Annotated in this window: 11 protein-coding genes; 1 reads left to right on the top strand and 10 read right to left on the bottom strand. The window is 29.7% G+C overall.

Features of this window, described 5'->3' with window-relative positions; genetic code table 11:
- Window positions 1-19: 19 nt before the first annotated feature.
- The 10 genes from yabN to purR form a co-directional block, all read right to left on the bottom strand.
- Complete coding sequence (yabN, locus tag ACZ41D_RS02420; RefSeq protein ID WP_464152328.1) at window positions 20-1531, bottom strand: bifunctional methyltransferase/pyrophosphohydrolase YabN; 1512 nt, start codon at window positions 1529-1531, stop codon at window positions 20-22.
- A 75-nt stretch (window positions 1532-1606) separates the two neighbouring features.
- On the bottom strand, window positions 1607-3217 hold the full coding sequence (locus tag ACZ41D_RS02415) for a putative polysaccharide biosynthesis protein (protein ID WP_464152327.1): 1611 nt from the start codon (window positions 3215-3217) through the stop codon (window positions 1607-1609).
- 156 nt (window positions 3218-3373) lie between these two features.
- Complete coding sequence (gene spoVT, locus ACZ41D_RS02410) at window positions 3374-3925, bottom strand: stage V sporulation protein T (RefSeq protein WP_464152326.1); 552 nt, start codon at window positions 3923-3925, stop codon at window positions 3374-3376.
- A gap of 102 nt (window positions 3926-4027) precedes the next feature.
- Window positions 4028-4975 carry a peptidylprolyl isomerase gene (locus ACZ41D_RS02405; protein ID WP_464152325.1) on the bottom strand — a complete coding sequence of 316 codons (948 nt, stop codon included), beginning with the start codon at window positions 4973-4975 and terminating at the stop codon, window positions 4028-4030.
- Window positions 4976-5026: 51 nt separating this feature from the next.
- The gene (mfd, locus tag ACZ41D_RS02400; protein ID WP_464152324.1) at window positions 5027-8551 is read right to left on the bottom strand and encodes a transcription-repair coupling factor; all 3525 of its coding nucleotides are present in this window, start codon (window positions 8549-8551) and stop codon (window positions 5027-5029) included.
- 90 nt (window positions 8552-8641) lie between these two features.
- On the bottom strand, window positions 8642-9202 hold the full coding sequence (gene pth, locus ACZ41D_RS02395; RefSeq protein WP_464152323.1) for an aminoacyl-tRNA hydrolase: 561 nt from the start codon (window positions 9200-9202) through the stop codon (window positions 8642-8644).
- 20 nt (window positions 9203-9222) lie between these two features.
- Entirely contained in the window at window positions 9223-10170 is a 948-nt protein-coding gene (locus ACZ41D_RS02390; RefSeq protein WP_464152322.1) for a ribose-phosphate pyrophosphokinase, read from the bottom strand.
- Between the two features lie 24 nt (window positions 10171-10194).
- Window positions 10195-11577, bottom strand: a complete 1383-nt coding sequence (gene glmU, locus ACZ41D_RS02385) for a bifunctional UDP-N-acetylglucosamine diphosphorylase/glucosamine-1-phosphate N-acetyltransferase GlmU (RefSeq protein ID WP_464152321.1) — start codon at window positions 11575-11577, stop codon at window positions 10195-10197.
- Between the two features lie 148 nt (window positions 11578-11725).
- Window positions 11726-11986 carry a septation regulator SpoVG gene (gene spoVG, locus ACZ41D_RS02380; RefSeq protein ID WP_464152320.1) on the bottom strand — a complete coding sequence of 87 codons (261 nt, stop codon included), beginning with the start codon at window positions 11984-11986 and terminating at the stop codon, window positions 11726-11728.
- 200 nt (window positions 11987-12186) lie between these two features.
- Window positions 12187-13011, bottom strand: coding sequence for a pur operon repressor (gene purR / locus ACZ41D_RS02375; RefSeq protein WP_464152319.1), 825 nt, complete (start codon window positions 13009-13011; stop codon window positions 12187-12189).
- A gap of 314 nt (window positions 13012-13325) precedes the next feature.
- On the opposite strand from purR, the gene ACZ41D_RS02370 reads away from it, so the two are divergent.
- Window positions 13326-14807 (top strand): ISLre2 family transposase, encoded by a 1482-nt coding sequence (locus tag ACZ41D_RS02370; protein WP_464150702.1) that lies wholly within the window; start codon window positions 13326-13328, stop codon window positions 14805-14807.
- Window positions 14808-15230 lie beyond the last annotated feature (423 nt).

Here is a 15230-nt window from a genome sequence, read left to right as displayed (position 1 = left end):
ATAAGCATATTCTATGCATTTACGTAAAATCCTTCTTTTTAGTAATATTTTTTATCATTTTTTTATTATTATCTATTTTGGCCATTTCCCAAAGTTTTTCCATTTCTTCTAAAGTCATATCTTTTAAATTTTTCCCAATTTCTTTACTTTTTAGCTCCATGTATTCAAATCTTTTTATAAATTTTTTTGTTGCTTCATTTAGTGCAATCTCTGGATTAATATTTAAAAATCTAGCAACATTTACTATAGCAAACAATAAATCTCCTAATTCCTCTTCTATTTTATCCACATCACCTCTCTTGTATTCTTCCATAACTTCATTAAATTCTTCTTTAACTTTTTCAATAGCTCCAGTTATATCATGCCAATCAAAACCTACATCAGCAGCTTTCTTCTGAACTTTATAACTTCTCATTAAAGACGGTAAATCCTTTGGTATTTCTTTTAGTCTTTCAGTGTAACTCTCATTTTTTCTCTTATTATACTTCATTTCTTCCCATTTCATATTTGCTTCATCTAAATTATCTGCTGATATTTTCCCAAATACATGGGGATGTCTATATATCAGTTTATTACATAAATTTGATGTAACATTTAATATGTTGAAATAACCTTCTTCACTTGCTATTTGACTATGAAATAATACTTGAAGTAATAAATCCCCTAATTCTTCGCACAATAATTCCATATCTTCGCTATCAATAGCATCGACAACTTCATAAGCTTCCTCTATTACGTATTGCCTAAGAGATTTATGAGTTTGCTTCATATCCCATTTACATCCATCTTCACTTCTTAATTTTCCCATTATATCTATTAAATTATTCATATCATATGTATTTTTATCTATTTTATCCATCTTTGGAATATATATACTAGTTAAATAATCAATCCATTCAATTCTATCTAATTGATATAGAGGAATCTTTACTACTTTTTCCTCTCCTTTAATACCTGCTGATTTTATAACATATATTGTGTATTCGTCATCATAACTCTCTAATAATTTTAGTTTAACTTCAGAAGCTATAATTCTGTTATAAACTTGAGTAATAATATTATCAGTATTTATATCTACATATTGCCATGATATATCTAATCCGTCAATAACTTTTAATCCATTTTTTATAGGGTCACGTCCTACAGCAGTGATAACTGGATCTATAAAGCTCATACCGGGTATTATTTCTAATTCAAGGCCTTCTTTTTCATTTATTTTTAATAATCTTCTCACTGTACTTTCTGCAACTAAAGGATGACCTGGTACACAATAATTTATACTACCATATTTTTTTGCATTTTTAATCAGATCTGTAGTTATATATTCATAAACATCGTCAAATGTTTCCTTATTTTCATAAACGTGATCATATGAGTAAAACGTAATATTGTTTTGCTGTAAATATCTAACTGTAGGATGTTTTTTTGTTCTTAAGAACAGCTTGTTGCCATCCTTTATTTTATCTACAGCTTCTAAAGTTAAAGCTCCGATATCACCAGGCCCCAAACCAATTATAACTATCTTCCCCATTATAAATTCCTCCATAGTTTATTATTATAGTTTCCAATTTGTAAAATGAAATATCAATATTTTCACTAATTATGATTAATCTCTTAATAGCCTTAAAGACTTTAATATCTTAGATATTTTATCTCCTTTAGGTAATATTTGGAAATCATCACTATTAATTGAGCCAGTAACTAACAATAAAAATCCATATACTAATATCCCAATTAATATAGCAATAACAGTAGCTAACTTACTCCCTATGGTTGTATATATACTTACATATACAAACCAAACACCTAATGTCATCACTACCACAGATAATATGGGGCCTATTAACAATCGTCCAAATTTGAATTCTGTTTTAGTAGATTTTTTCACTTCAATATAATTTAAAGTAGCAGCAATTAAATATGCAGCAATTGTACTAATAGCAGCACCTTTAATTTCAATACCTGGTATTCCTACCAGTATAAAAGATAAAAAAGACTTACATACTGCTCCTATAAATAAGTTTCTCACAGGAATAATGGGTTTTCCTAAACCTTGTAATATAGCTGTAAGAGATTGAACTAATGTCAAAAATATAACACTAAAGGATAAAACCTTTAATATAGCTCCTGTACTAAGCTGAACTTCAATAGGATTACCCCCATATAGCAAATTTATTATCGGAGTAGCTAAAATAAAAAGCCCCATTGCAGAAGGTAAGCCTATAAGTAAGGTTATCCTAATCCCTGAACGTGTTATACGTCTTATACTATCGTAATTTTTTCTAGCATAAGCATCAGATACTGCAGGTACTAAACTCATAGCTAAAGCAATAGAAAATACTTGTGGAAAATTAATCAAAGTTTGAGCAAATCCAGTAAGTTGCCCCCACTGATTGTTAGCTTCTGTTTGGGAATATCCTAATCCTTGAAGTCTTTTCATTACTATAGTTACATCCATAATATTAAATAGTGGTACAACACATGCCCCTATAGAAATTGGTATTGCAATTGCTAATATATCTTTAATAATCTTACTAGTTTTTTCCTCAGTATAAACTGAACTTCTGCTAATTTCTGCCCTAATATTTCTCCTTCTTTTTAAATATATTAAAATCATCGTTATAGTACCAAATATTGCACCAGCAGAGGCTCCAAAAGATGCTCCACCTGCTGCCAAAGGTAATCCCTTATCTAGAAGAGTATAGGCGAGAAACAATCCTACTGCTACTCTAAAAATTTGCTCTACGATTTGAGAAAGTGCTGTAGGAGCCATATTTTGTGTTCCTTGAAAATATCCCCTAAAAGCTGACATAATAGGCACAAAAAAAAGTGCTGGAGTTAAAGCTATCATAGAGTAATAAGCATTAGGATTTTGGACTTTATTTGTTATAAATTCTGCCCCAAAAAAAACAAAAGATGATGTCAGTATTCCTCCTATAAAAAGACCTATAAAAGATATCTTAAATACTCGTTGCCCACCTCTATAATCACCTAATGCACGTTTTTCTGATACTAGCTTTGCAATAGCAACAGGAAGACCTGCTGTAGATATAGAAAATAATAAATTATATATTGGGTAAGCAGTTTGATAATATCCTAATCCTTCAGCCCCAATAATGTTTGCTAATGGTATTCTATATACTGCACCTAAAATTTTCACCAAGAACCCTGCAATACCTAAAATCGCGGCCCCTCTTAAAAAACTCTCTTTAGTCATAACCAGCCTCCTATTGGAAATCCCTTGAAAATAATTCATCTTCAGTAATTATGTAAATTCCTCATACTATTATACCAAAAAGAGATTATTTATTAAACAAATTTATTTTTAAAAATACAGCCTACCAACTTAATCGGCAGGCTGTATTCACAACTATTAGCTTTCCATCTGTTTTGAAAGAAATGCTGCAGCTGTTTCAATAACTTTTCTTTCTGTTTCTCCCATAGTCGCATCTGGTTCTTTAGAAAGTACTATCACAGACCCTATTGGATCTCCTTGTGTTACTATTGGTGCTATTATCTGGCAACTATATTTGTCAGAGTTAAATTCCTCTGAAGCAACTCTTATTGGTTTAGCAGTACTAGTAGCTACATATGTTTCTTTGCTTTCCATTATTTTTTCTAACTCAGGGCTAACCCTTCTGTCCATATACTCTTTTTTAGAACCTCCAGCTACAGAAATAATAGTATCTCTATCAGAAATAATTACAGTATTACCAAGTGTTTCATATAGAGCTTCGCAGTATTCTGTAGCGAACTCTCCTAATTCGCCAATTGGAGAATATTTTTTTAATATTACTTCTCCCTCTCTGTCAGTAAATATTTCTAAAGGGTCTCCTTCTCTTATCCTAAGGGTTCTCCTGATTTCCTTTGGAATAACTACTCTGCCTAAATCATCAATTCTTCTAACTATACCAGTTGCTTTCACTTGTTTCCCTCCTCTTTTTTTCTATGTGTATTTATTATTTTACTATTTAGAATATTTTATGCATTGGTGGTAATTTATAAAAAAAATCGCCTAAGGCGATTTTTATTTTTCTTCATTATTTGATAGTAATATCTCTACATCAGCTTCATCTCTAAGCTGTTGTAAATGTTCAGCATACTTTTCATTTAAAACATCATTTTTAACATTTTCTTTTACTTTTTCAAAAGAATCAAGCTTATCTGTAACCTTAATTATATGATATCCATATTGCGTCTCAACTATATCACTAATTTGTCCAATATCCATTGAAAATGCAGCTTCCGCAAATTCCGGCACCATTTCTCCTTTAGTAAAATATCCTAAATCACCACCATTTACTGCGGACCTTTGATCTTCAGATTTTTCCTCAGCTATTTTTGCAAAATCAGCTCCATTTTTTAATTCATTTAAAATTTCCTCTGCTTCTTCTCGTTCTTTTACCAAAATATGGCTAGCCCTTACTTGCAAATATGCATCTGGATTATTATCATAAACTTTCTTGATTTCTTCATCATCTATTTTTAGTCCGCTAATAAAATTATCTTTATATTTCTCAATACTCATCTCTTTTTTTAGTCCCTGTCTAAAATAATCAATATCCATATTATTTTCTTTTAAAAATTCATTAAACTTTTCTTCTCCTCCAATTAACTGTTTATAAGAATTTATTTCATTATCTACATCTTCATTTGATACAATAAGATTTTCTTTCTCAGCTTCCTGCAAAATTATTTCTTCAGTAATTAACTTTTCTAGTACATTTTCTTTTATCAAATCCTCAAAAGTTTTATTTTCACCTGCACTTTTAGATAATATATCTGGTCCATAACTATCTTCATAAATCTTTTTATACATTTCAAAATTCTGATCAAATTCTTCTCTAGAAACTATTTCTCCATTGACTTTTGCTACAGCTTCTTCATTAGCATCTTTACATCCACTTAAAGCTATAGATAGCATTAAGATTATTGACACAAGAAAAATAAGATATCTTTTATAATTTTTCGTCAATCATACCCTCTCCTTAATATGAGTCTTTTATCTTAATTATATATTATATCTTCAATTATTTAAACTACTAATTTTTTCTACTATTTTTTGGACTCTATCTAAAACGTCATCTTGTTTTTCATTTGGTAGCATAAATCGAATAATAGGTTTTTTTGATAAATCAAAAGTTATTTTTCTTCCATATTCCATTACTAATTTATTTATAAACTCAGGCTTCATAATATCTTTATCAAAAAATTCGATAGTAATTTCTTTCCCTTTTTGGGTAATAGAATAAATTTTAGCTTTGTTAGCTAAGTGTTTTATAAGAGATATTTTCATAAGATTAATCACTTGATAAGGAACTTCGCCATACCTATCCATAATCTCTTCTAAGACATCTGAATAATCATCTTTAGACTGTATAGAAGAAATTTTCTTATATATTTCAATTTTTTGTTCTTCATCATTAATATATTTTTCTGAAATATATCCGTCTACATTTAAGTCTATAGTAGTTTCAATTTGTTCAGATATTTTATCTCCTTTAAGTTTCTTTATAGCATCTTCTAAAAACTTAACATATAAATCATATCCTATAGCCTCCATATGCCCATGCTGCTCTGCACCTAATAAATTTCCTGCACCTCTTATTTCTAAGTCCCTCATAGCTATCTTAAATCCTGAACCAAACTCGGTAAACTCTTTTATAGCTTTTAGTCTTTTTTCTGCAACTTCAGATAATACCTTATCTCTCTGATAAGTAAAATACGAGTATGCAAGTCTATTTGAACGCCCTACCCTTCCTCTTAACTGATAAAGTTGAGATAATCCCATTTTGTCAGCGTCATATACCACTATAGTATTAACGTTTGAAATATCTAACCCTGTTTCAATAATTGTGGTACATACTAAAACATCGTATTTTTTATTCAAAAAATCTATCATTACTTTTTCAAGCTGTCTCTCACTCATCTGCCCATGTCCTATTGCAATTCTTGCTTCAGGAACTAATTCTTTTAATCTAGATGCAATTTTTTGAATTCCTTGTACTCTATTATAAACAAAATATACTTGGCCATTTCTATTTAATTCTCTTATTATTGCATCTCTAACAAGTTGTTCATTATATTCTAATACATAAGTCTCTATAGGGTATCTTTCTTCAGGAGGCTCCTCTATTATGCTCATATCTCTTATTCCAACAAGTGACATATGAAGAGTTCTTGGTATAGGAGTTGCAGTAAGTGTTAAAACATCTACAGTTTCTTTTAGCTTCTTTAGAGTCTCCTTATGCTTAACACCAAATCTTTGTTCTTCATCAACTATTAAAAGTCCTAAATCATAAAATTTTATATCTTTAGAAAGCAATCTATGAGTTCCAACAATTATATCTATACTCCCTCTTTTTAGTGAGTTAATTATATTTTTTTGTTGAGCAGGAGTTCTAAATCTACTAAGCATTTCTATTTTTACAGGAAATTGACTAAACCTATCGATCAAAGTATTATAGTGCTGTTGTGCTAATATTGTAGTTGGTACCAAAAATGCTACCTGCTTACCATCCATGACTGCTTTAAAAGCTGCTCTTAAAGCTACTTCAGTCTTACCATACCCAACATCTCCACATAGAAGCCTATCCATAGGTCTATCTTTTTCCATATCCCTTTTTATTTCTTCAATACATCTTAATTGATCTTCAGTCTCTTCATAAGGAAATAAATCCTCAAATTGTCTTTGCCAAGGTTGATCTTTTGAAAAAGCAAATCCTTTAGTAGACTCTCTTTTTGCATAAAGCTCTAATAAATCTTTAGCCATATCCTCAATAGCTCTTTTTACCTTTGCCTTAGTTTTTGCCCAATCACTGCTTCCTAGTTTATTTACTTTAGGCTTTACAGAATCAGCACCTATATATTTTTGAATTAAATTCATCTGGTCTACTGGTACATAAAGTTTATCCTGCCCTTGATATTTTATGCTCAAATAATCCTTCTTAACTCCCTGTACATCAAGCTGCTCTATACCCATATATTTACCTATCCCATGTGTTTCGTGTACAACATAGTCTCCAACATTTAAATCAGTAAACGAAGAGATTTTTCTTGAATCTTTTCTTTGTTTACTAGTTCTCTTTTTTTTGTGTATACCATATATCTCTTTATCACTTATTATAACAAATTTTAATTTTGGATACTCAAATCCCTTGGTCCCAGACATTGGTGTAATGAAAACTTGCCCTGATTTTATTTCTTCATTTAAATTATCAGTGTATCTACATTCTACATTATTCTCCCTTAAGTTTTCTCCAAGCCTTATTCCTCTGTCTACTGAACCAGATAATATTATAATTTTATATCCACGATATTTATAATGTTTTAAATCATCTACTAGTAAGTCTAGCTTATTATAAAAAGATTGCACATCTTTAGTCGTAAAATCTAGAATATTTTTTGATTTAAACTGAGAGATCTTTTTCATTATTCCAGTAGAAGTAATACAAAAATGGTTCTTCACATCTTTTATTATATCTTCGTATTTAAAATATAAATCCTGGTGCTTTGATAATACTTCTCCTCTTTCGAATAAATCCATATATCTATTAATAAACTCATTTTTATTTGCTCCAACAGCTTCCTCTATTCTATGAGGTTCATCAAGTATTATTAGAGAATCATTGTTAAGATAAGATACTATACTTTCTAAATTTTCAGAAAGCATATAAGGAATAATAAGGTCCATATTTTTAACATTTAACCCATTTTCTATTCTATCAATACAATGCCTAAATTTTTCCTCTAAAGCCTCTATTTTTTCCTTTTCCATGTTTTTATCAATTCTTTTTAATGTATCATCTAAATCTTGTTTTATATTTTCAACAATTTTAATTCTTGATTCATGGTTAATTAAAATCTCTTTAGCAGGGAAAATTTCTACACTATCAATATTTTTAATAGATCTTTGAGTCTTTATGTCAAAAGATCTAATAGAATCTATTTCATTATCAAAGAGTTCAATTCTAAAAGGATTATCACAAGTTATAGGGAAAAAATCTATTATTCCTCCTCTTATACTAAATTGCCCTTTACCTTCAACCATACTTACTCTTTCATAACCTTGTTTGATAAAAACTTCAATTAAATTGTTTAAGTCAACAGTTTCTCCATATTTTAAAATCTGCATATTTTTTTTGAAAATTTTATATGCCATATTTTTATTTAAAACAGATTGAATAGAACTCGTTATAATGCAATTGTTTTTTTTAACTAACTGATTTAATACTTTCAATCTTGTATGAGAAACTTCATTACTATATGCATCAATATTATAAAAAACAGCTTCTCTTGAAGGAAATAAAAAAACATCCTTCTTTTCAAATGTTTGAATGTTTTCAAAAATCCTCTTAGCTCTAAGCTCATCATAAGTTAGAATAAGCATTTGCTTTCCTGTATGGTATTTAAGAGCATAGCAAATATGGCTTAGGCTTTCTTCAGTTAACCCATATAATGATACTGGTCCTGTTCCTTCATATACATTTTCTAAAAGTTTTTGATATGATTCTAAATTTTTTAGTTGGTCAACCAAAAAGTTACGTTGCATAATTATCCACTCCCTAATGAAAACACCTCTAGCCCAGGACAATTCCTGGGCTTTAGGTAAATAGCATTCTTATATTATTTTATTCACATATTATCTATTATATTCATTCATAGCTTTGTCTATACCATTTATTATTATTTCTTCTACAGACATAGCAGCTCGTTCTATTGTTTCATCTATTATTCTTCTTTCTTCATTTGTAAAACCACTAAGAACAAAATCTGCTAAATCTCTTCCAGGTTCTGGTTTGCCCACACCTATTCTCACTCGTGGAAAATTATCATTTTGAAGTTGGTACACTATTGATTTCATCCCATTATGACTTCCTGCACTTCCCTTTTTTCTTATTCTTAATGTAGCAAATTTAATATCTATATCATCTACTATAACTATAATATTTTCTATGGGAAGTTTATAATAATTGTATAAATCTAGCACACACTCTCCGCTATTATTCATAAATGTCTGGGGTTTTACAAGTAAGACCTTTTCTTTTCCTATCGTACCTTCACCAATAATAGCTTTATGTTTAATTTTACATATCTTGAATCCATTTCTCCGTGCTAAACAATCAATAGTATCAAATCCTACATTATGTCTCGTTCCTCTATATTTTCTGCCTGGATTTCCCAAACCTACTACTGCAAACAAAGGAATCAACTCCTAAACAACTAGTCAAATAATGTGCTTACTGATTCATTTTTATATATTCTTTTAATAGCTTCTGCAAACAGTGGTGCAACAGACACTACTTTAATGTTATCTAGTTTCTTTTCTTTAGGTAATGGTATAGTATCTGTAACAACAAAGTCTTCTATATCAGAATTTTTTATTCTCTCAATAGCAGGTCCTGATAATATTGGGTGAGTACAGCAAACGTCCACTCTTAAAGCCCCAAAGTTCTTTAATACTTTTGCTGCCTTTGTTATAGTACCAGCTGTATCAATAATATCATCTATTATAATAACATTTTTTCCTTCAATATCACCTATTACATTCATCACTTCTGATACATTTGCTTTTGGCCTTCTTTTTTCAATAATGGCAATAGGTAAATCTAATAAATTAGCAAAATTTCTTGCCCTTGTAACACCACCTAAATCCGGAGAAACAACAACGGTTTCTTTTTCTATTTTTCCCTTAAAGTACTCAGCAAGAATTGGCACTCCTAACAAGTGATCTACTGGGATATCAAAATATCCTTGTATCTGTCCTGCATGTAAATCCATTGTAAGAACCCTGTCAGCTCCTGCCTTTGATAGTAAGTCAGCAATGAGCTTAGAAGTAATAGGTTCTCTAGCTTTAGTCTTTCTATCTTGCCTTGCATAACCATAATATGGTATAACTGCATTTATTCTTCCTGCAGAAGCTCTTTTAAATGCATCCATAAGTATTAAAAGCTCCATTAAACTATCGTTTACTGGAGGGCATGTTGGTTGTATTACAAAAACATCAAAGCCCCTCACTGTTTCATTAACACTTACAGATATTTCACCATCACTAAATGTACCTACTTCACAGTCTCCTAAAGGCACTCCTAATTCTTCACATATCTTTTTAGCTAATTCCTTATTAGCATTACCCGTAAAAATTTTAATATCTCTTCCGCTTATATTCATTATTTCAACTCCTCCTAAAATTTTTTATCTTCTTAGAAGTCCTTTTCTTTCAACCCAACCACTTTTATTAACCTGCCTTGCTCTGGCTATTGAAAGTTCTCCTTCTTTAACCTCGTCTGTAATAGTAGATCCTGCAGCTACATATCCATCTTTTTTAACTATTACTGGAGCCACAAGATTAGAATTACTGCCTATAAAAGCATTGTCTTCTACTATAGTTTTGTTTTTTACCTTTCCATTATAATTAACAAATACAACTCCACATCCTATATTTACATTTTCTCCTACCTCAGCATCTCCTATGTATGAAAGATGAGAAGCTTTTGTATTATTTCCAATGGTAGAGTTTTTTACTTCAACAAAATCACCAATTTTAACATGATTTCCTATTTTACTATTAGGCCTTAAGTATGCATAAGGTCCTATCTTTGTATCATTTCCTACATAACTATCTAATATAGTGGATATTTCTATCTCAACATTATTGCCAATATTACTATTAACTATTTTAGTATTATGTCCTATTACACAGTTATCGCCTATTACCGTATTCCCTTCAATAATAACCCCAGGGTATATTATGGTATCCGTCCCAATCTTAACTCCTTTTTCAATATAAGTAGTGCTTGGATCTATCATTGTAACCCCTTGAGATAGGAAACTATCATTAATTCTTTTCCTCATAATCTTTTCAACTTCTGCAAGCTGAACTCTAGAATTAACTCCTAAAATCTCTACTGGGTTATTAATTTTATAAGCCCCAACTTTACAACCCAATTTATTTAAAATCTCTATAGCATCTGTAATGTAGTATTCTCCTTGGGCATTATTATTACCAAGCTTATCTAATACAATTTTTAAGTTTTTCCCTTTAAAACAATATATACCTGAATTTATCTCTTTAATTCTCTTTTCTTCTTCAGTAGCATCTTTATGCTCTACAATTGAAATAACATTTCCTGTAGCATCTCTTATAATTCTACCATATCCTGTAGGATCTTCAAAATCTGCAGTAAGTACCGTAGCATCATAATCTTCATCTACATGAAATTTCATCAGCATATTTATTGTATCTTTTGTTATTAGAGGTGTATCTCCATAAAGGATTATCACATAGCTGTCGTCTTTTATGTAATCCTTTGCCTGCATTACAGCAAAACCTGTACCGTAAGGCACACCCTCTCCTACAGGCTGATTAACAATTTTTAAATCATCATACGCAATAACCTCTCTGACTTTATCTCCACCATGCCCAACAACAACTATATTTTGATCTACACCAGCACCCCTTGCTGCCTCTATAACATAGTCCAATAAATACTTACCACAAACCTTATGAAGGACCTTAGGTATTTTGGATTTCATCCTAGTTCCCTCTCCTGCAGCAAGTATTATAGAATTTATCATATATTTCACTCCTTTTGGCTTTTTAGCTGAAAAATTAAATCAGCAAAGCATATCCCTATACATTGTATATGATTCATTACATAAAATCTACATTATTTCTTTTATTTTTTAGTCAAAAAAGTAAAAAGGGTCCACATTGACCCTTTATTTACCCATTTAATAATTTTTCGTATTCTGCAAATACAGCTTCTTGTATTTTACTTCTAGTTTCGGAATTAATTGGGTGTGCTATGTCTCTAAATTCACCGTCAGGCATCTTTCTACTTGGCATAGCTATGAACAATCCATTTTGTCCTTCAATAACTTTAATGTCATGAACTACAAATTCATCATCAAATGTAACTGAAACTATAGCCTTCATTTTCCCTTCATTATTAACCTTTCTCACCCTTACGTCTGTAACTTTCATGTAATCACCACCTTCCCCCAAGTGAGTCGGAAAAGGATATCCTAATTTATAGAACCCCTTTTCTAAATTAGCCTTTATCCTTCAAGTTCAGAAAGATAATAAGCAGATCGTTATTATATGTATTTGTTATATTCTCTAAAATCTAACAAAATCCTTCTAAAAAAATTAATTTATTTTGAATTATTAAATATTTTTCCTATTTAATCATTAATTATTTCCATATTTGGCTCAATATAAACCTTTTTATTCTCTTCATCTATATCTTTTAATATAAGCAAAGATAAAAAATCATCAACAAGTTTCTTTTTAGGTTCCTCAGTAGATATAAAAACTCCAATTCCTTTGACTTCAGTCTTAAATTCTAACATCATTTCTTTTATACCCTTTGCAGTACCCCCTGCTTTCATGAAATCATCTATTACCAATACCTTTGAGCCTTCTTTTAAGGCTTTTTTAGGTAGAGACATAGTTTGTATCTTTTTAGTTGATCCTGAAACATAGTTAATACTAACAGTCGGACCTTCTGTTATCCTAGTATTTCTTCTAATTATTACCAAAGGTACATTGAGAATATGTGCAGTCATCAGTGCAATTGGAATACCTTTTGTTTCTACGGTTACTACATAATCAACTTTTTGATTTATAAAATACGTAGCAAATATTTTACCAATATCCATAATGATTTTAGGTGCATATAATATATCTGCCATATAAATAAATCCACCCGGAATCAATCTTCCTCCTTTAGAAATCTCATCACAGATATTATTAAGCAATAACTTAATTTGACTACCAGGGAGTTTTGGAATAAATTTTACCCCTCCTGCTGCCCCTGAAATAGTTTCTACATACCCTAAGTCCATTTTTTTTACCATTTCTTTTATTATAGATATATCTTCACTTATAGATGACTTTGAAGCATTGAATATTTGTGAAAAATAATTATAAGTAAATATATTATTTGGTCTATTTGTTAAAATATGCATCAATGCTCCTATTCGTTCATTTCTTTTATATTTACCCATAAAATTCCTCCATACCCGAATATTTTTTTCTTTATACATAATATTATTCGTTTTTTATTCATTGTTCAATAGTAAAATTGAGTATTAAATATATTTTTAATTGAGGAAATTGCATAATAAAATAATTTAAAAAATTTATAACTTGCAAAATTTTGACCTTGTAGTAATTATACAATTTCCTCAATATATCTTAGAGTATAATTTTAGTAGGCAAAAACAACAAAAATGAAAAAGATGCCCGAAAGCACCTTTAACATATATGAATCATCCAATATAATAGTAATTAATAAGAAAACTATAAAAGGGATGATTACATGTATAATATAAGTTTAGATGAAAAAGAAATTAATTTCAAGAACTTAGAGAAAATTATATATAAGCTTGTATGCCGACAGGCATGTGAAATGCTCGTAGAGCTATTAGAAAAATTAGATAATAAATTAATGAAAGAAAGAGATAAAGAAGAATATAGAAATAAAGGATTAAAGAAAACTACCATAAAAACAATAATGGGCGAAATTGAATATAAACGTAGAATATATCAATATACTACACAAGAGGGTAAAAGAGGTTACAAATGCCTTTTAGATGAATACTTAAAAATGGAAACCATAGGACATATATCTACAAATCTAGTAGAAAAAATAGTAGATCTAGCAACAGATGAATCATATAGAAAAACAGCAAATAAAATAACAGAAATGACAAACCAAAGTATAAGTCATTCAGCAGCTTGGAACATAATACAAAACTTAGGAGAACAACTAAAACAAAAAGAAAAACACGAAATAAAATTAAACAACGAAGAAAAATTACAAGGCAAAAAAGAAACAAAAATATTGTTTGAAGAAATGGATGGAGTGTGGATAAATATCCAAGGTAAAGATAAAAAGACTAAGGGAAAAGAGAAAAAAGAACTAAAATTAGGAATTTTTTATGAAGGCTGGGAGAAGAAGCATGAGAAAAAAGATAGATATGTACTAAAGAACAAAAAAGCATATGCAAGCTTTGGAAGTAGTAAAGAATTTAGAAAACTAAGACAAGCCAAAATAGCGAAACAATATAATACTGACGAAATAGAAACAAAAATAGTAAATGGAGATGGAGCAAACTGGATAAAAGAAGTTATAAAAGAAGACAATTCACACTTTCAATTAGATCCATTTCATAGAAATCAAGCAGTACTTAAGAACATAGAAGATAAGAAAAAGGCAAAAGAAATAATAAAGAAACTAAGCAATGGTAACATAGAAGAAGGATTAGAAATGATAACAAAACTAATGATAGAAAACAATGATAATCAAAAGAAAATGAAGAAATTACAGGCACTATATAATTACCTAGTAAACAACAAAGAAGGGATAGTGCTCTACAAACTTCGCCCAGACATAAATATGCCGCAACCACCAGAAGGAATTAAATATAGAAATCTAGGAACAATGGAACATAGCATATGTGATATATTAGCACAAAGGATGAAAGGGAATAAAACAAGTTGGTCAATACAAGGAGCCAGTAACTTAGCCAAGATACTAGCAGAAAAAGCAAGCAAAGAATTAGCAACAACAATAAAATCACTACTGAACAAAGAAATAAAAGAAGAAAAGCTTGAAGAAATAATAGAAAAAGTAGGATTAACAGCAGCAGAAGTAAATAAAAAGCCAAAGAAAAGCAAGATATACAAACACAAAAGAGCAAGCATGCCATTTAGTCAATGTTCAGTAACTAACGGAAGAAAAGCCATAAAGGACATGTTAGGTTGCAAATGTGCAAGTCAAATGAACCTAAGTTTTTAATATCTAATATATTATATAACTTAAAAGAATAAGCTAACATACGATACCTATGCTCTAATATAAGCCTAAAAAAATACAACATAATAGAGCATTAATACTGATGAATAAATAGAATTAGACCTAAAAATAGGGCTCTCAGACTTATTGTTATTCTATAATCATAAGTCTAGTATTATAGAATAACAATTTTGAAATCATTGTAAAGTATATGTAAATTTATTTTTAAAATTGTAGAAAGTATAAATAGAATACTCTTGCCCTATCGGGCATAAAAACATAATTAAAACAGCAAAATTGGATGATTAAATTTAAAAATAATAATTTTGCCAACTTTTACTTGACAGTATCTCAATATATCTTAGAGTATAATTTTAGTAGGCAAAAACAACAAAAATGAAAAAGATGCCCGAAAGCACCTTTAAC

The sequence above is a fragment of the Brassicibacter thermophilus genome, from assembly GCF_055378355.1.
This window is presented reverse-complemented; position numbering and strand designations above follow the sequence as displayed.